Origin of the sequence: Mesorhizobium sp. ES1-6 (genome assembly GCF_020164775.1) — a bacterium.
Lineage (GTDB): Bacteria > Pseudomonadota > Alphaproteobacteria > Rhizobiales > Rhizobiaceae > Mesorhizobium.
In genome coordinates, this window is the sequence record NZ_JAIUGU010000022.1 from 1 (window position 1) to 17,876 (window position 17,876).

The window sequence follows — 17,876 nt, forward strand, 5'->3', positions numbered from 1 at the left end:
ACTGGTGATCCTGGTGCAACGGGTGCCACAGGCACTACTGGAGCAACTGGAGCTACGGGTGCCACAGGTGACACCGGAGCTGCCGGTGCAACTGGCGATACCGGAGCTGCCGGTGCGACTGGCGCAACGGGTGCAACCGGCGCCACAGGCAATACTGGAGCAGCTGGAGCTACGGGTGCCACAGGTGACACCGGCGCTTCTGGTGCGACTGGAGCCACCGGAGCTGCCGGCGCAACCGGTGCGACCGGCGCTATGGGTGATACCGGAGCGACTGGTGAACCTGGTGCAACTGGTGCCACAGGCACTACCGGAACGACTGGCGCAGCGGGTGCCACCGGCGCTACAGGCGGCACTGGAGCTACGGGCGCGACCGGCGATACAGGAGCAATTGGTGCTTCTGGAGCGACTGGTGACCCTGGTGCGACTGGCGCCACGGGCGATACCGGAACGACTGGCGAAACGGGTGCCACCGGCGCTACAGGCGGCACTGGAGCTACGGGGGCGACTGGCGATACAGGAGCAATTGGTGCTTCTGGAGCGACTGGTGGCACGGGTGCGACCGGGGCCACGGGCGACACCGGAGCAACTGGTGCAACTGGCGCCACAGGTGATACCGGAGCGACTGGCGCAACGGGTGCGACCGGCGTTACAGGAGGCACTGGAGCTACGGGCGCGACCGGCGAAACCGGAGCGACTGGTGCCTCTGGAGCGACAGGTGACACGGGTGCTGCTGGCGCCACTGGGGCTACGGGGGATACAGGCTCCACCGGAGCAGCAGGTGCGACCGGCTCGACTGGAGCAACCGGGTCCACCGGCGCCACGGGCTCTACCGGGGCTACTGGCTCCACCGGAGCAACAGGTGCGACCGGCTCGACTGGAGCAACTGGGTCCACCGGCGCCACGGGCTCTACCGGGGCTACAGGCTCTACCGGGGCGACCGGACATACGGGTGCAACGGGTTCCACCGGAGCTACAGGGCACACCGGTGCTACTGGTCCAGGCGACCATCACCATGACCACAACGGCGACGATCATGACCATCGCCACCACGGCAACCGTCATGACCATGACCAACGCAACGGCAGCCACCATGACGATGGCCGCAATGGCAATGGAAACCGCCATGACAATGACCGCGGTAGCAACGGTCGCGGTCGCCATGACAGTGCTGATGGCGGACATAGCAACGGTGGGCACGGGTCGACAAGCAGCCAGGGGGGCAGCATCTCGAACGATACGCTTGGATTGAAAGACATCAAGCAGTTGATGCAGTCCAGCAGCCCTGCGGATAGCCAAGGCTTGTTCAAGCAACTCATCAGTCTCGCCATTCTTTCGGTGGCGGCAGACCTCTTGAACTTGCTCAGTAACGTCGCGGGTTTCGGTCAGGCCCAGAACAAACCGTCCGGTTCGACATTGGACCTGACGTCAGACAAGCAGAGTTCCGGGTATATTCAGACCGACGACACGATGAAAAAGGCTCTGAACAATATCCTGAAACCACATGACTGAGTGTCGGTTGAAAACGGTGCGCGCGGACCTTGCTGAAAAGCAATGCCCGCGCGTGCGCCCTTCTCGCGATGTCGATTGGCTCATACCGCGTGCCTCGTCCATAAATGGCGGATTTTGTCGCAAGTCCAGGGTGCAACAACATGCAGGGAGGGTTCTCGAACTCTCGCTTTCGGCTCACAGGAGCAATGCGAGGTGAGTGCACATCTCAGCCTGGGCCCCAAGCCGAGCGCGCGTCATCTCGACGCGCGGGCAGACACGGCGGGAAGGTATCCGAGCGAGGATAAAGCACGTCAGATTCCAGGCGGCCGCGACGAATTCGGTCAGATTGCCCCGCGCCTCAGGGCGATGATCAGGGTCGCCCGGTATCATGGTATCGAGCTTGACCCCAACGAATTCAGGGCCGCGAACGAAGGCACCATTCCAACTGCCGCCGAGCTTTCTCAATGGGCGCAGAGCGGTGGGATGTGGGCGCGCGCGATTCGCGTCCGCTGGTCGCATCTCCTGCGCTTCGAACAAACCGGACCGGTGGTTCTGCTGTTTAGCGATGGGCGTGCTGGCCTGCTTACCGGTGCCAGCGCCGAACGCAATCTCATTTTCCTGAAGAGCGTCGATGCGCCGGATGGAGCCGAGGCGATTGCGATCGACGAGTTGAGGTTGTCGCGGGTCTGGTCGGGTGAGGCGGTGCTGCTGCGTCCTCAGCGGTCCCTCGTCGCCGCTGACGCGCCTTTCACCTTCCGCTGGCTCGTAGATCTTGTGCGGCTCGAGAGCAGGCCGATGCGCGACATTGGCATCGCATCGTTCACACTCAGCATCTTGACCATTCTGCCTCCGCTCATTGTCATGACGGTGGTCAACAAGGTGCTGCAGTTCAACAGTATCTCGACCCTGGTGTTTCTCAGTGCGGTGATAGCCGTCGTATTCGCTTACGAGACGCTGCTCGGTCACGCGCGACGGTTGATCATCAACGTGGTCGGTGCTCGTCTCGACACCAAGCTGAACCTGTATGTCTTCGGCCGGCTGTTGCGCCTGCCACTTGATTACTTCGAGCGCCATCCAGCCGGCGAGACACTGTACCATCTGGCGCAGGTCTACCGCATTCGCGAATTCCTCACGGGCAAATTGCTCAGCACTTTCCTGGACCTGATGACGCTCTGCGTGCTTATCCCGGTCATGTTCTACATCAATGCGACACTCGCCTGGATGGTGCTCGGCTGCGCCGTCTTGATCATGCTGATCATCCTCGCTTTCCTTACGCCGCTGCGGGCCAGCTACCAGCGCGTGGTGGATGCCGAGACCTGGAAGTCGGCGGCGCTTAGCGAGACCGTCGTCGGCATCAAGACGGTAAAGGCGCTTGGTCTCGAACCGCAACGCAAGGCGCTCTGGGACGAACGCGTGGCGGACGCGGGCAAGGCGCGCCTCGCTTTCGGGCAACTCGCAAATTGGCCGCAGACCCTAGTCACGCCGGTTGAGCGCACCATGGTGCTTGGCACCATGCTGATCGGAGCATATCTCGCCATGAACGACAGTACCGGTTACATGGTCGGCAGCCTGTTCGCCTTCATGATGATCGCCCAGCGCGTCGCGCAACCGCTTGTCGGCCTTGCAAAGCTGGTTGAGGACTATGAAGAGGTCGGCGCTGCCGTCGGCGAGGCTGCGTCAGTGCTCAACCGCCCATTGGAAAGCAGTTCCAAGTCCATTGGCCTAAGACCAAAACTCGTCGGCGAAATCAAATTCAGCGACCTGACCTTCACTTACGTGGGGACCAAGACGCCGGCGCTCGACCGGGTCAGCTTCGACATTCCGTCTGGCTCGATGTTCGGCATCGTCGGGCGCAGCGGGTCTGGAAAATCGACCATCGCGCGCCTCCTGCAAGGCATCAACCGCGACTACAGCGGGTTCCTCAAGCTGGACGGGGTTGACCTCAAGGAAATCAACCTGCGCCACCTGCGCCAGGGCCTAGGTGTTGTGCTTCAGGACAATTTCCTTTTCCGCGGTTCGATAAGGGACAACATCATCGCGGGACGTCAGGGCTTGACCCTTTCGGATGCCATGCGTGCTGCTCACCTTGCCGGCGCGGCTGAGTTCATCGAACGCATGCCGAATGGCTACGATACCTACATTGAGGAAGGCTCGCCCAATCTGTCGGGCGGGCAACGGCAGCGGTTGGCAATAGCCCGCGCCCTCATTCACAACCCGACCATCCTGATACTGGACGAAGCGACAAGCGCGCTCGATCCCGAGAGTGAAGCGGTGGTCAGCGACAACCTCATGCGTATCGCCAGCGGGCGAACGATGATCATCGTCTCCCACCGGCTGGCATCGCTGACGGAGTGCGACCAGATCCTCGTCGTCGATCAGGGCAAGGTTCTCGATGTCGCGCCGCATTCCGTCCTACTGGAGCGGTGTGGCGTTTACCGCCAGCTTTGGCTTCAGCAGAATCGGCACCTGGAAGACCGGCGTGGCCGATTGGCGGCGGTGCCATCCGCTGATGTGAGCCGGCCATGAGCGCCGCTACCTATGCGCCAATTGCTGCTCGCCGCCATCGGGCAAAGGCCAGCGATCCGACGGCGGCGGCCATTCTCGAATTCCAATGGCCATCGACAGCCGTCGCCAATGCGCCGGTTCCGCGAGTGGCTCATAGCATCGTCTGGGTCGTATTTAGCCTGGTCGTCGCGCTGATAATGCTCGCAGCTCTGATACCGGTTGACCAGGTGGTCACGACGAGGGGCCTGGTGATGGCACAGTCGCCAAACATCGTCGTCCAGCCGCTCGAGACGGCCATCGTCCGCTCTATCGAGGTACGCGAAGGACAGCAGGTGAAGGCCGGCCAGGTGCTTGCTCGCCTCGACGCTACTTTTGCCTCTGCCGATCTCACCGCATTGGCCGCCCAAGTCACGACCCTCGATGCCGAGGTGGCTCGCCTGAAGGCCGAGGCCGACGGAAAGTCATTCACCTATGACGGCCTGGATCCGAGTTGGACACTGCAGGCCTCGATCTTCGATCGTCGCAAAGCGGTCTATGACGCCAAGCTGGAGAGCTTCGATCAACAGGGTGACCAACTCAGTTCGGTCATCTCTCGCTCCCAGTCCGATGCCGATGGCTATCGGCAGCGATTGGCCGTCGCGGGGTCGATTGAGCAAATGCGCAAAAAACTCGAAGTGAGACAGGTCGGAAGCCGTCTCAATACGCTCCTTGCCGAGGACAACACAGCTGAAATGTCGCGAGCTCTTACCAACGCCGAACAGACATCCGAGGCTGCTAAGCGCCAGCAGGCGGGGGTTGCGGCCGAGCGTGACGGCTTCATCCAGAGTTGGCGCGCAGACGTTTCGCAGAGCCTGTCGGAAGCCAATTCGCGCATATCCGACGCCCGCGAGCTCCTCAACAAGGCCAAGCTGCGCAAACAGTTGGTCGAGCTCAGGAGCGAGGCCGACGCTACTGTTCAATCTGTGGCCAAAGTTTCCGTGGGTTCGGTTCTCCAATCTGGAGAGCGGTTGATCACCCTGGTCCCAGCTGACGCAGTACTCGAGGTGGAGACGAATATTATCGGCCGCAGCAGCGGCTTCGTTCACGTCGGTGATCCCGTAGCAATCAAATTCGATACCTTCCCCTATTCGCAATACGGCCTGGCTCACGGCACCGTACGCTCGGTCAGCCCGGACTCCTTTTCCGCCAGGGATCAGGTGCGCGACCCGAACAGCTCCTTGGCCATGCTGCCCTCGGATGCCGACCAGTTCTACCGCACGCGCATTTCAATCGACGACGTCGCCCTTCATGGCGTGCCCGCCGGCTTCGCGATCAGCCCCGGCATGCCGGTTACAGCTGATGTGAAGGTGGGCCGCCGCACGGTGCTCAAATACATCCTCGGCACGATGCTGCCGATCGGTCAGGAAGCGATGCGGGAGCCATAAATGGCATTGATGGACCGGTTGGCCGGACGCATCCACCCGGCGCTGGCGCTGCGCAGGGCAACCCGACTTGCTGAACAGGGCAGAGCCGCCGAGGCGTTTCCTCTGATGGCAACCGCTGCTCGTGCCGGAGTTCCGGAAGCGGAATGCCGCGTTGCGCGCTGCTATCTTGAGGGCTCTGGGGTGCCGCCAAGCCGATTGGAAGGGACGCGCTGGCTGCGGCGGGCTGCTGACCATGGGAACGTCGATGCGCAGGCGCTCCTTGCCGCGCTTTACAGCACCGGGCTGGCCGAACACGAGGAAAACACAGGAACCAGCAGTTCAGAAAGCCTGTTCAAGTCGCAGTCTTCACGAAAGCCGGATTTCGAGACAGCGCTTCCGTTCGCTCAAAAAGCTGCCGACGCCGGCTCCGCAACAGGGCAGGCCATACTTGGCTATATTCTGAGCAAAGGCCCAATGTCCATGCGCGACCTCGATGCCGCCCATGGCTGGTACGAGAAGTCCGCGGCGGCCGGTTGTCCAGAAGGGTGCCTTGGCCTCGCTCTGTCCCTTGCCCGTCGCAAGCAACCGGAGCACAGAACTAGAATTGCCGAGGCGCTGCGGCGCGCGGCCGATGCAGGTCTGCCGACGGCCATCTACCTTCTTGCGGCCCTCACCGAGCACGGAGTGGGAGTGCCTGTCGATCACGAGGCGGCTGCTGAGCTTTATCAACTCGCTGCGGAAAAGGGCCTCGCTTCGGCCCAATTCAGGCTTGGGCTTTCCCTCATCGAAGGCAGCTTGTCAGGTCAGGACCCCGCAGCAGGCGAGGCGTGGATGCGTCGCGCCGCGGTGGCCGGAAATCTCGACGCCGCCTACCGTATCGGCGAACAGTATGTGAAGCGTCCTCAGCCGGATTATGCGGAAGCCTCGACGTGGTATCGGCGCGCCGCTCAAGCTGGTCACCAAGAAGCCGCTCGTGCCTTGGCATCGCTTTATCTTTCCGGGAACGGTGTGGCTCAGGACACCGAAGAAGGAATGCGCTGGCTGCGCGGCGCCGCCAACGGTGGCAATCGCGAATCCCAGGTTGACCTTGCGAACCTTGTCCTGGAAGGCGCCGGCGACCTTCCTGATGGTGTCGATGTCGCGGAGTGGTTCGAAGCGCCTGCGTCGTCAGGAGACGCGGTCGCGGCCTTCAATCTGGGGCTTTGTTTTGCCGAGGGGGTCGGCGTAAACGAGGACCAGGAACTTGCGGCGAAGTGGATGAGGCGCGCAGCCGAAAGCATGGCGCAGGCGCAGTATATGTATGCACGCATGCTTCAGACCGGACGCGGTGTCCCCCCTGACCAGAAGCAGGCTAGGCTTTGGTTTGAACGGGCGGCCAATGCTGGCATGGTGGACGCGCAGGTGGCTCTGGCCGAAATGCTCTACAATGGGCGTGGAGGAGAGCGCTCGGCGGTCGCCGCGGCGCACCTTTTCAAGCAGGCTGCCGCCACCGGTCATGTTGGAGCGATGTTTGCCATCGGTGCTTTATACGAGAGCGGGCAGGGGCTTACTTGGGATCGGAAGGCGGCGCAGAAATGGTTCGCCGCCGCCGCTGAGCGAGGTCATGGACACGCCCAGCTCATGCTGGGCCGCTACCTTTCCCAAGGTGTTGCCGGTGAGTACGAGCCAGCTGCCGGCCGGATCTGGCTCGAGCGATCCGCCTCTCAGGGTATTGATGAAGCGGCAGATGAGCTTGCTGTTCTTCGAGACAGACACGAAGCTTAAGGGCACTTGAATGCCGGGGCTTCGAGGGGCTGACGCGCTCGTGTTCAACTCTTGATGTATTCGCCGTCGAATCCAGCGAATTTCATCAGGCCCGCAGAATCGAGCACCCGGACATGGCCCTGGCGGAATTCGAGGAGCTTCCGCTCGCGAAGTTCCCGCAGCATTCGATTGACATGAATCGGGGTAAGGCCAAGAGCGTCCGCGAGATCGTATTGGGTGAGCGGGCAGTAGAAACCGTCGCGGTCAACTGCGCCCACTCGTTGCAGACGCGCTGTCAGTTCGAGCAGCAAATGTGCTGTCCGCTCCAACGCGTTGCGTCGTCCTACATTGGCGAGGTGCTGGGCCATGACCGCGCCGTTTCGTACGAGAGCCCCGACGATGAACGAGAACAGATGAGGCGATTTCATAGCAGCAAGCGTCAAGGCCTTGGTGGGTGCCACAAGCAACGAGAGTTCAGTCTGAGCGACGAACGTCTCAATAGAGCCGCTTCCGTGTGACTGAGGCAGAACGACATCGCCGGTCAGGGCAAAATCGAGTATCTGTCGTTGACCGTCCGGAAGCTCATGGAATATGCACCCCCAGCCCGCCTCGACGACGTAAATTCGATCCTTGTTGTCACTTTGGCTGAAGATCACCGCGTCGGCCGGATATCGCTTTGCCGCGAACCCGAGAGTCTTAATCAAAGCGGCGTCGTCATCGTTAAGTCCAACGTATGACGAACGGTGCTCATCTCCTCTCGAAAAAGAACGTGAAGCAGACGCCATCCCTACACCTTAGCCCAATTTCTCACGTACCTTGATGAAACGGATCATGTCTATAAAAGTTCATGTGATCGGCGCCGCTTGGAGGCCCGGCAAAGAACGGTCGGACGTCAATGTGGAATCGAAATCTGGTGCGGATCAGACTAGGGGTTCGATTGACGCCGGTTAGAGTTGGTTTCATTCTATGACTTACTTCTGTTAAAATTTTCCCTCATTGACTCAACCATCTCACTGGCAACGAGACAACTCCGATTATCCGCCTGGTCGGCGGCGTTGCGCAATGTCAGCGACGCGTCCCTCAGCAGGCCCCTGATCTCCGACGGAGACAACAACTCCGATGCTTCCAGTTGCAGAAGGACCGATTCACTCACATGCAGCGCCGCAAGCGCAACGGCCCGAGGCCTTGTTGCGAGCAGCTTCAGGAGATCGCCACTGCGCCGGTCCCGCGATTTCTTTTTTGCCATCGTCGCCTTCAGCTGCCCGGACAAAAAGTTTCTAATTTCCACGTCTTGACGCATTTACACAGCCACGGACCGAGAGGCAGGTCGAACATCTCGTTTGGCACTTCTACGGTATCGCAGTTTGCTGTGCTGACACAGATACAAGAAGATACCGAATTAGGGGTAGCAGTGGCGTCCAAGACCCCGCAGGGCAAATGGCGAGAAAACATTCGAGAAGATCCGCCGCGTTGTCGCGCGATACGGGATGTTATCTAGCCATAACTCTGCTTCGCGACAGCGCTGTCGTCTTTGAGAGACGGCACAGGGAACGCCTCCACCTGCCCCTCGGTCTTGTCGAGATATTGCATTAACGCTGTCACCAAATGGTAGAAGATGCTGGCAGGAACCTCCGTTGCCAGCGACCTGCCGCGCTCGTCGATCCTGTCCATCCACAGGCCAAGCGGTGCGGGATCGATATGCCACCTGAAAAGGCGCGCGACACGAGCTTCGATCTCTGGTTTCAGATCGGGTCCGCCAATATCATCCAACGCGATCGCCGCCTTGATCGCTTCGCATTGAGGCCAGCTGCGCGAGAGCCTGTCGAGAGGCATTCCTTGTCGCGAAACGGCTGCATACGCCAGCCCTGTGGCTCGATTCAATCCGCTGGCGACCGCCGATGAATAGAGTTTTCTCGCATAAGCAGCCAGATCTTTCTGCCCGCTTGCCCGTGCGAAGTCGACGAGCAGGGAGGCCCATTCGAAATGGTGCCCCGGTTCGGTCCACTGCCCCTTGTCTCCGGGCAACGGCAGCCAGTCCGCATCAAAATACTCGCCGAGCGTCCAACTTTCCTGATCGAAGAAATGGCTGCGGAAGAGATCGATGACGCGAGCCGCTCGGCGCAGATATACGCGATCGCCGGTTGCGGCATACCAAGCAAGGAAAGCTTCAAGCATGTGCATGTGTGGGTTTGAGGACCGAATTCCATTCCAGCCAGGTGTCTCAAGGAAGCCATTCAGGCTGCCGTCCTCGAGGTGAGCGTCGATGAAATGAAATGTCTCCTGTGCAAGCTGAAGGCCAGCCTTGTGGCCGCATCGATAGGCATGGGCAAGTGCGAGCAGCACGCAGGAATGGTCGTAGGAATCCTCCACGGGGTCGGCCACGCTTCCATTCGGATTGAGGGCGCGTACCCAGCCGCCGCGATCGGTGCGGCCGTATTTTGAGATAAAGTCGACCCCGTGGTCAATCAGCTTGTCGGCGTCCCCGCTCCAGCCACGTTCCTTAGCTACCGCAAAAGCGTAGATCTGGCGGGCCATCGTCCGCATCCGCTTGGGTTTGCCCAATGGCGTCCCATCGAAGCGAAGCGCTTCGTGGAAGCCGCCATGCACATGGTCGACCCCTGCGCTTGACCAAAGCGGAAGGGTCTCGTTGAAGAGCCAGTGCTCGACGCGCTTTCGCCATGACCCGCTGACAATCACGCGGTCTTCCGACGCTGTGAATTTCGTCTCGAGACGCCCGCTCTTCTCGAGTTGCTCGACGACCTTCTTCACATTCTGGCTATGGCCGACCGGGGCGACGAATATTGCGTCGGGCGTTGCTACCACCGCCACATCCTTCATCCCGATGACTGTGAGCAGCCGACCTTGGCTTCTGAGATAGGAGCTATCGCAGTCCATGGCGACAACATCGCCCATTACCACGTTGCCCTTGCCGTCAACGGGGCTGGCCTCCAGCAACGATTGCCACGATCCGAGGTCGTTCCAGCGGAAGGATGCCGTCACCATCGCGATGCCCTGCGCATGTTCCATGACCGCATAGTCGATGGATGTGGAGGGGACGGCCGAGTAGAAGCCGTGTGGCAGGTAAAGACCCGAGACATCCACCTTGGCGTTCTTGAAGGCGCGTTCTGCGGCCTCCCATATCTGCGGCTGAAACTCGATCAGAGCTCTCTGCATTGTGTCGGCACGAAACAGGAAGATACCCGCATTCCAGTAGAACCTCCCCGACGATAGATATTTCTGCGCCGTCTCGATGTTCGGCTTTTCGACAAAACGTGAAACCGCGGCCGCGCCGTCACCATTGGCCGCCACCTCAATGTATCCATATCCCGTCTCTGGGTGAGTGGGCTTGATGCCGAACACCACGATGCTTCCTGAGTCGGCGGCAGGCATGCCGGCTTCAACGGTCTCCCAGAACTGCGTCTCGGTCGATATTTGGTGGTCCGAGGGGACCACGAGCACAAGCGCGTCCTTGCCGTGCTCCGCAATCGTCTGCAGTGTCGCGATAGCGACAGCTGCTGCGGTATTGCGGCCCAGCGGTTCGAAAATAGGTTTTCCGCCGTTCAGCCCGAGCGGAGTTATGTCCGAAATGACGCGTTCAGCATGACGCTCGGATGCTATCAGATAGATCGGCGTTTCGCTGTGCGGCCACGCCTTCAGGCGCCGGACCGTCTTCGCCAGCATGGAACCGTCCCCCGAGAGGTCGTGGAATTGCTTGGGATTGTCTTCGCGCGAAAGCGGCCATAGCCGCGACCCGACCCCGCCGCTCATCACAAAACTTACGATGTGGTGTGCCATGGTTCAGCTCCTCTCAGAATGTCTGGTTGTAGGCTCCGACCTCTGGATTGCGGCGCAGGACGGCGTCGATGGCCTCGAACATCTGGCGACGACGCTCCGACGACACGGGGCTTTCGACGACGACAACAATCTCAGGCTTGTTCGACGAAGCTCTGACCAGACCCCAGGTGCCGTCTTGAGCCACGACCCGCACCCCATTGACGGTAACCAGATCAGCCAGCGGCTGGCCCGCGAATTCCATCCCGTCGCCTTTCATTTGCATGAAGTCGCCGACGACCTTGTTGACAACGCCGTATTTGACTTCGTCGGGACAGTGAGGCGACATTGTTGGAGTGCCGAAGGTTACTGGCAGGGCGCGATAGAGGTCGGCCAGCGTGCTGCCCGGATTGCGGTCGAGCATCTCGCACACGGCGATCGCCGTGATGAGGCCGTCGTCATAGCCACGCCCGATCGGCGGGTTGAAGAAGAAGTGCCCCGACTTCTCGAAGCCGGCGATTGCGTTAAGCTCGGCAACCCGTCGCTTGATGTAGGAATGGCCGGTCTTCCAATAATCCGTCCGCGCGCCGTTTTGCGCAAGAACGGGATCGGTCATGAAAAGCCCAGTCGATTTGACGTCCACGACAAAGGTGCATTGCGGATACAGGCTGGAAATATCCCGCGCCAGCATGACGCCGACCTTGTCGGCGAAGATCTCCGATCCTTCATTGTCCACCACGCCGCAGCGATCGCCGTCGCCGTCGAAGCCAACACCTAAATCGGCCCCGGTCTCCAAAACCTTGTCCCGGATCGCATGCAGCATCTGCATGTCTTCGGGGTTAGGATTGTAGCGCGGAAAGGTGTGATCAAGCTCCACGTCAAGGGGGATCACCTCACAGCCGATGGTCTCCAGCACCTGCGGCGCAAATGCGCCCGCAGTCCCATTCCCGCAGGCAACGACGACACGCGGCCTGCGCCGAACATTCCTTCCGGCAGTCAAGTCCTCTATGTATCTCTCGCGAAAATCGGGAACGAATTCATAGCCGCCGCCACCCACAAGATCGAAGTCGCCGTTCAGCACCAGCGCCTTGAGGGCTGTCATCTGATCAGGCCCGAATGTAAGCGGTCTCTGCGCGCCCATCTTCACTCCGGTCCATCCGTTCTCATTGTGGGACGCCGTTACCATGGCGACGGACGGTGCATTGAGTGCGAACTGGGCAAAATAGGCGGTCGGCGAAAGCGCCAGGCCGATGTCCTTGACACGTGTGCCAGCCGCCATCAGCCCTGACACCAACGCCATCTTTATGGACATCGAATAGCTGCGGAAATCGTGACCGGTGATGATCTCAGGGCCCACGCCCATTCGCCGGATCAGGGTACCCAGACCCATGCCCAGCGCTTGGGCGCCCATCAAATTGAGCTCGGGCTCCTTCTCGGAGCCGGGATGGCCAAACCACCACCGAGCATCATACTCCCGAAAGCCAGTGGCTTTGATGAGAGCATTGTTCTCGAACGCGAATGTGTTCGGCTTGGCATGGCCGACTATGTTCAGGGTCACGGCTATCGCTCCGAATTGCGCCGACATCCCTACCATCTTGGCGAGCCATGGCCCCTTCATGAATTCGGGTAGCGCTACCCCCCGGTTCGTCCGGCCTCATCCAATAGGTGGTGGGGATCGATGATCGAAAGGATGTCTCGTCTGGGCAACCTGGTTGAGTATCGTGGGAAGTAGGTCCGCATCGAGCGCTAATCTCAATTGTGGCTGTGTAGTGCCGCTGACACCATTCAGATTCTCTTGTCGCAGAAACGCCGATCATAGGCGCTTCCGAGCCTTGGCACGTGCGCTCGACGGCATTGAGCCAGAGGTCGAAAGGGAATCCGAGCGACTTCGCGGCGCCTCGAACCAAATGACAGATTGTGCCGCGTTTTGCCTGGAGGCGACGGAAAACGGGGACAAGAGCGAACGCCTTTCAGCCAAGCTGGATATTCTGGCCCGGGATCTTGCAGCCAACCGAGCACGACAGTTGCTGCTGGAACGGCAGAAGTCATTTCTGGCCAAGATAAGGGCTGGTCTGCCGCGCATTCTTCACTCCTCCAGGGCGTAGTCTACGCCAATTGGTGGCGTTTACCTTCAGCCGCGTCGGCGTAGTCTTTCTTCGAAAGCTTGGGATCGCGGGGGCCTCGGCTCTTATGAGAACATCGGGCGGACGCCATGAAGCTCTTGTGTCGGGCGGCGTGCACGAAGGATTCTCCTTCATGCCCGCCGGAGACGTTGAATGAACCGTTTGTTCGCCAGCCAATGGCCCTTGGCAACCAATCAACAGGCCAATGCCGGACAGGAATTCATAGGTCTCTCGGACATAGCCGGGTTTTTGAGATATTACATCGGAACATTGTCGGCCTGCCTTGCGGCGGCACTCCTGATCGCATGGTTCTACAATTCGACAACCGATCCGGTTTTCACGGCTAGCGCCAAGATATTGATCGAACCGAAGCTGCCCCAGCACCTTCAGGAGGGCGGCGAAATAAATCTCTCGCTGGACACCGCACAAATAGAAAGTCAAATCGCGGTGCTGCAATCCGAAAAGATTGCTTCTATGGTCATTGGCCGCTTGAAATTGATTGAGGATGCAACTTTCAATCGCCCCGAGACCCCAATTTTGCAGGAGAGATTCAGGAAAATCAAAGATATATTTGTCCAGGCTGTGGGGCTTCAGAAAAGCAACTGGCTGAACGCGCTGTGGGGGCATATCGGTTTAGGCGCTCCGGAGTCGATCGCCAAGCTGACTGACTACCAGAAGTCACGCCTTAGCATGTTGATTTTCCTCAATGGCCTCGATGTTCGAAGGGTGGGTGTCTCCTACGCGATAGACATATCCTTCACCTCCGCCGATCCCGAGGGCGCCGCCAAGATTGCGAATGCAACGGCCGACGCCTTCGTGCATGAACAGATCGACACCAAGGCCGAGTCGGCAAAAGAAGGTGGAGCATGGTTGGAAAAACGCCTTCAGCAACTGCGCGCGCAGATGAACGAGGCGATGGCTAGGGCACAGGCCTTCCGCTCTCGACACGACTATAGCGTAGGCGGTGATTCAAGTGCCGGTGGCGGCGTCAATTCTGAACCTACTCTCGAAGAACTCGAGGTGACCGCCGACACCTACCGAAAAATGTATGAGAGCTTTCTGCAGGCTTACACCAATTCGGTTAGCCAGCAATCCTACCCAGTTGCCGACGCAAGAGTAATCACGGCCGCGACACCACCGCTTTTTCCAAGCGCTCCAAAACCGACGCTGGTATTGGCCTTCGCTGGGGTCGCAGGGCTCATTCTCGGGATTGGCCTTTCCTTCGCGCGCCATTCATTCGACTGGACCATAAGGTCGCCCCGTCAAATCCGCGACAATCTGGGACTAGAGTGCGTAGGAGAATTGGCGCCCACGAGCAAGCGCAGGGAATTCGGAAACGTGGACGAGGTGACCAGGCATCCGTGGTCGCGATACAGCCAGGGTCTGAGGAAAGTGCGAACCGAAATCAGCTTGGCGCAGACGAATCATCCGGTGAGATTCCTTGGCCTGACTGCTGTGTCGAATAACCGTCAGAAGAGTTCGGTCGTCAGCAATCTCGCCACTCTGTATTCCATGTCCGGTCTAAAGACATTGGTGATCGACGCCGATGTTCGAAGATCGACCGTCACCACACAACTGCTTGGGCGCTCGCACGCCGAAGGCAAAGAGTGCCAGGATGCTTTTCAACACAACGTCAGTCGCGCCCTGGGGCGCCGGTTCGACGTTCTTTCAAGTTCCGTGGTGGATGCCAAAGGCCTGCTCGTGCCCAGAAACATGCAGGCTTTCCTCTCTCAACTCGGTGCTGAGGATCCGACAGCCGACGAGCTGCCCGCTTATGATATAGTCATCGTTGACCTGCCAACGCTCGAATCCGGGGCGGACGACCTGATCGTTGGATCCGTGCTCGATGGCGTCGTGGTCGTTGCGGAGTGGGGAAAGACGCACGTCGATACGCTGCGGGAGCTTGTGAGGACGCTGCAGGCCTCCAACACGCCGATACTTGGCGTGCTTCTCACGAAAGCGCGGGCAATGACGTCCAAGCACCGTCCGGTTGCCACCAAGCGCAGCGCTTTCGGAACTCGGCAAAGCGCGTAGGGCAATCATACGTGAGGATTAGGAGGTAGGCGTTGGAGTATCGCGCTACCTCCTTTGCATTTCTTGCCGGCAAGTTCCGTCCTTGGAAGAGTGTCGAAGTGGAACAACGAGAAACAGCGATCGTCACATGACAAACGCCTTCGAAAAGCAGTCGCACGAGGGGGGGACGCTTTGGGGCCAGCCCGGTGTGCCGGCGGCGGTCGAGAGCAGGACGGTCCTGCATGTTGTTTCCGCGCGTGACTACGTCAGCGCCGGGACGGTGTTGAATGACCTGTCGGGGGTCATCACTGGAGCGACGAACCCTCCCACTGGAGGCCTCCTCAAAAGGATCATGGATCTGGTCATTGCCGGCGCAACGCTCGTTTTTGCGGCGCCCGTCATGATCCTCGTAGTGCTGTTGATCAAGATTACGACCGGTGGTCCGGCAATATTTTCGCACAGCCGCATCGGCTTCGGCGGAAGGTCGTTCAATTGCTATAAGTTTCGCTCGATGGTGCGCAATTCAAACGAAGTTCTGAACGCGTATCTCGATGCCAACCCCGTTGCACGCAAGGAGTGGGAAGAGACCCATAAGATCAGGAACGATCCGCGCGTTACGCTCTTGGGGCGACTGCTTCGCAAGTCCAGCCTCGATGAGCTTCCCCAACTCATCAACATCCTGCGCGGCGACATGAGTTGCGTGGGCCCAAGACCTATCGTCACCGACGAACTGAGGCGTTATGGCGAGCATCAGGCGGAGTACCTCGGAGCCAGGCCGGGACTCACCGGTCTTTGGCAGGTGAGTGGAAGAAGCAGCATGGACTATGATAACCGCGTTGCGCTGGACAGCCACTATGTGCGGAACTGGTCGGTCTGGCTCGACGTCGTGATCCTGCTCAGGACCATCGTCGCGGTCATGCGGGTCGACCGGGCCTCCTGAGCGCGGTGTAACGATCACTTTTCGGTTCGATCCCAGCGGTGCGCCAGAGACAAGCCTGCAAGGTAGGCGCACGCCAAGACAAATACCAGCATTAGGGATTTGCCAACGGTCACGTAGCCAGGCAGCCCCAGGCCATTCCAGGTAACCGTCCCGATCACCAGCAGTGCGGTCGCCGCCAGCAGCGCCGCAGCCTTGAACCGTAACCCCAGTAGTATCCCTGCCACCGATACGGCCAGTATGCTTGTGAGCACCGATATCTCCAGTGGCACCAGCAGAAACAGTTGGCGTGCCGCGGCAGGGAGTTCCGTAAGGGGCCATGAGCCCAGCGTGCGCAAACTGATATGCGGCCTCGCAGTGCAAGGCAAGTGCCGGAGACGGTGCGTCGGAATGCTGATTGAGATATCGCGGAGGGGTATTTGTGGAGCAACATATTTTTCGGGTCATGGCCACTGCCATGACCATGCGCGACCCGCTGTGCGCGTCCAACGTCGAGCTGCAGCAGGAGGGCAGCCCAACTGATCGCCGACCGACGCCGGATACGGCCGTGGTCGGCCCCACCGCGATCTGGTCAGTTCGTGCTTCCAACAGCAGTTGTTTCCGCCTGGATGCTTGTATCCGCTGCGGGTAAGCTGTCCAGGCCCGACTGCGGCAGCGGGATTTCGACCTTTACGGTGTCACCAGGCTCGACGAGGGTTGTCTCCTGGGCAGCAAATTCTTCGGTGCCGCTGTCTTTCGGCCTCACAATCGTGAAGATCGGCTTAGCCCTCGCGGCACTTTGCCTTAGGGCCAGCAGAGCGGGCACCGCAACCTGGCTCTCGCGCAGCAACTGCACTGCGGTGTCTGACTTGCTGGTGACCTCGTTGAGCTGCTGTTGTGTTTCGCGCAAGCCCTCGGCGACCTCGCTGGAATGCTGATTGTTGAGGTTGAGGATTTCTATGTCTGTCTTGCTCATCTCCTGCCTGACACGCAGCATCGAGGTCTCGGCCGCCAACCTGTCGCTCTGCATCTGGGCGACGGTCCCCTCCAGAGAAAGTTCCCGCGGTGCAACCGCAAGGCCCTTCTGCACGAGATTCGATACACCCGCGAGCTCCTTTTGGATGAGTTCGATCTGTTTATCATGGAAAGTCAGCTGTTGCTCGAGCGAGGCCAACTCCTGTTGCAGGAAGTCCTTGAGTTCTCTGAGTGACCGCAGTTGGGTCGCGAGTGCATCCTTGCGGATAATGAAAATCTTGTGTTCCTGGTCCATTGCCAGCGCCACGGTTGCGTTCGAAGCCCTGTCCCTCAATTCGCTGGGGAAAGCGATGTCGTCACTGCCGGCCAGCTCTGACTGCAACCGCGCTTTGCGCGCAAGCAGGCTGACATTGTTTAAAGCCAGCAGCCCGACATCGCCTTGGCCCGTGATGAACTCCCGTCCAAGCCGCGAGACATCGTCCTCGCGCATAGGCAAGCCGCCGGCGACCCCAAGCGCCTGCAGCACCGTCAGTCCGGGCCTGTAGGGAAATTCGCCCGATTGCTTGACGTTGCCGACGATATAGAACGGCCTGTACTGGGCAATCTCCACGGCCACGTCCGGGGGTCGGCCGAGACCCATGTGCTGCATCAGCCGATCGCCTATGGCGTGAGCGAGATCCCCGGGCGCGGAGCCCTCGGCACGCATCTGCCCAACAAATGGCAGGAAGAGCGTTCCATCGGCACCGACAGTGAAACTGTCGTTGAGAGCCGTCCACTCGAAGATCACATCACGCGATGCGCGCCATTCGTAGACCTTGAGCCTGATCTTGTCCTGCGGCCCAAGCACGTACTCCGCGGCTGATGCCGGCAGCGGCCAGGCAGCGGCTGCCGCCCATGAGATACCTGCCACTGTTGAAAGCCATTTCCGCATTGTCGTCC

The 17,876-nt window shown here is 59.9% G+C and carries 13 protein-coding genes; 8 read left to right on the forward strand and 5 right to left on the reverse strand.

Annotated elements, in window-relative coordinates:
• Window positions 1-1,012: 1,012 nt before the first annotated feature.
• The 5 genes from LB564_RS30960 (at window position 1,013) to LB564_RS30980 (ending at window position 7,160) form a co-directional block, all read left to right on the forward strand.
• A complete protein-coding gene (locus LB564_RS30960) occupies window positions 1,013-1,249 on the forward strand; it encodes a hypothetical protein (RefSeq protein ID WP_224542849.1) in 237 nt (78 codons plus the stop codon).
• Complete coding sequence (locus tag LB564_RS30965; protein ID WP_224542850.1) at window positions 1,246-1,509, forward strand: hypothetical protein; 264 nt, start codon at window positions 1,246-1,248, stop codon at window positions 1,507-1,509. Before LB564_RS30960 ends, LB564_RS30965 begins: the two co-directional genes overlap by 4 nt.
• 192 nt (window positions 1,510-1,701) lie before the next feature.
• A complete protein-coding gene (locus LB564_RS30970; protein WP_224542851.1) occupies window positions 1,702-4,014 on the forward strand; it encodes a peptidase domain-containing ABC transporter in 2,313 nt (770 codons plus the stop codon).
• Window positions 4,011-5,417, forward strand: a complete 1,407-nt coding sequence (locus LB564_RS30975) for an HlyD family type I secretion periplasmic adaptor subunit (protein ID WP_224542852.1) — start codon at window positions 4,011-4,013, stop codon at window positions 5,415-5,417. Before LB564_RS30970 ends, LB564_RS30975 begins: the two co-directional genes overlap by 4 nt.
• Entirely contained in the window at window positions 5,418-7,160 is a 1,743-nt protein-coding gene (locus LB564_RS30980; RefSeq protein WP_224542853.1) for a tetratricopeptide repeat protein, read from the forward strand.
• Window positions 7,161-7,204: 44 nt separating this feature from the next.
• On the opposite strand, the gene LB564_RS30985 is transcribed toward LB564_RS30980, so the two are convergent.
• The 3 genes from LB564_RS30985 to LB564_RS30995 form a co-directional block, all read right to left on the reverse strand.
• Window positions 7,205-7,843 (reverse strand): Crp/Fnr family transcriptional regulator, encoded by a 639-nt coding sequence (locus LB564_RS30985; RefSeq protein ID WP_224542854.1) that lies wholly within the window; start codon window positions 7,841-7,843, stop codon window positions 7,205-7,207.
• Window positions 7,844-8,633: 790 nt separating this feature from the next.
• Window positions 8,634-10,934 carry a mannose-1-phosphate guanylyltransferase/mannose-6-phosphate isomerase gene (locus tag LB564_RS30990; RefSeq protein WP_140709702.1) on the reverse strand — a complete coding sequence of 767 codons (2,301 nt, stop codon included), beginning with the start codon at window positions 10,932-10,934 and terminating at the stop codon, window positions 8,634-8,636.
• Window positions 10,935-10,947: 13 nt separating this feature from the next.
• Window positions 10,948-12,468: a phosphomannomutase/phosphoglucomutase gene (locus tag LB564_RS30995; protein ID WP_140709700.1), complete on the reverse strand. Its 1,521-nt coding sequence runs from the start codon at window positions 12,466-12,468 to the stop codon at window positions 10,948-10,950.
• Window positions 12,469-12,742: 274 nt separating this feature from the next.
• Between LB564_RS30995 and LB564_RS31000 the strand changes: the two genes are divergently transcribed.
• The 3 genes from LB564_RS31000 (at window position 12,743) to LB564_RS31010 (ending at window position 15,986) form a co-directional block, all read left to right on the forward strand.
• On the forward strand, window positions 12,743-13,015 hold the full coding sequence (locus LB564_RS31000; protein ID WP_140709698.1) for a hypothetical protein: 273 nt from the start codon (window positions 12,743-12,745) through the stop codon (window positions 13,013-13,015).
• 171 nt (window positions 13,016-13,186) lie between these two features.
• On the forward strand, window positions 13,187-15,067 hold the full coding sequence (locus LB564_RS31005) for a GumC family protein (protein ID WP_140709696.1): 1,881 nt from the start codon (window positions 13,187-13,189) through the stop codon (window positions 15,065-15,067).
• 127 nt (window positions 15,068-15,194) lie between these two features.
• Window positions 15,195-15,986 carry a sugar transferase gene (locus LB564_RS31010; protein WP_224542855.1) on the forward strand — a complete coding sequence of 264 codons (792 nt, stop codon included), beginning with the start codon at window positions 15,195-15,197 and terminating at the stop codon, window positions 15,984-15,986.
• Between the two features lie 14 nt (window positions 15,987-16,000).
• Here LB564_RS31010 and LB564_RS31015 read toward each other — a convergent pair whose 3' ends face one another.
• On the reverse strand, window positions 16,001-16,237 hold the full coding sequence (locus LB564_RS31015; RefSeq protein WP_140709695.1) for a hypothetical protein: 237 nt from the start codon (window positions 16,235-16,237) through the stop codon (window positions 16,001-16,003).
• A gap of 317 nt (window positions 16,238-16,554) precedes the next feature.
• Window positions 16,555-17,868 (reverse strand): polysaccharide biosynthesis/export family protein, encoded by a 1,314-nt coding sequence (locus tag LB564_RS31020; RefSeq protein ID WP_224542856.1) that lies wholly within the window; start codon window positions 17,866-17,868, stop codon window positions 16,555-16,557.
• Between the last annotated feature and the right edge of the window lie 8 nt (window positions 17,869-17,876).

Coding starts and splice junctions, on each gene's coding strand:
- LB564_RS31005 (WP_140709696.1), top strand. CDS start 13,187: ATGAACCGTTTGTTCGCCAGCCAATGGCCCTTGGCAACCAATCAACAG.
- LB564_RS30975 (WP_224542852.1), top strand. CDS start 4,011: ATGAGCGCCGCTACCTATGCGCCAATTGCTGCTCGCCGCCATCGGGCA.
- LB564_RS30960 (WP_224542849.1), top strand. CDS start 1,013: ATGACCACAACGGCGACGATCATGACCATCGCCACCACGGCAACCGTC.
- LB564_RS30990 (WP_140709702.1), bottom strand. CDS start 10,934: ATGGCACACCACATCGTAAGTTTTGTGATGAGCGGCGGGGTCGGGTCG.
- LB564_RS31020 (WP_224542856.1), bottom strand. CDS start 17,868: ATGCGGAAATGGCTTTCAACAGTGGCAGGTATCTCATGGGCGGCAGCC.
- LB564_RS31010 (WP_224542855.1), top strand. CDS start 15,195: ATGACAAACGCCTTCGAAAAGCAGTCGCACGAGGGGGGGACGCTTTGG.
- LB564_RS30980 (WP_224542853.1), top strand. CDS start 5,418: ATGGCATTGATGGACCGGTTGGCCGGACGCATCCACCCGGCGCTGGCG.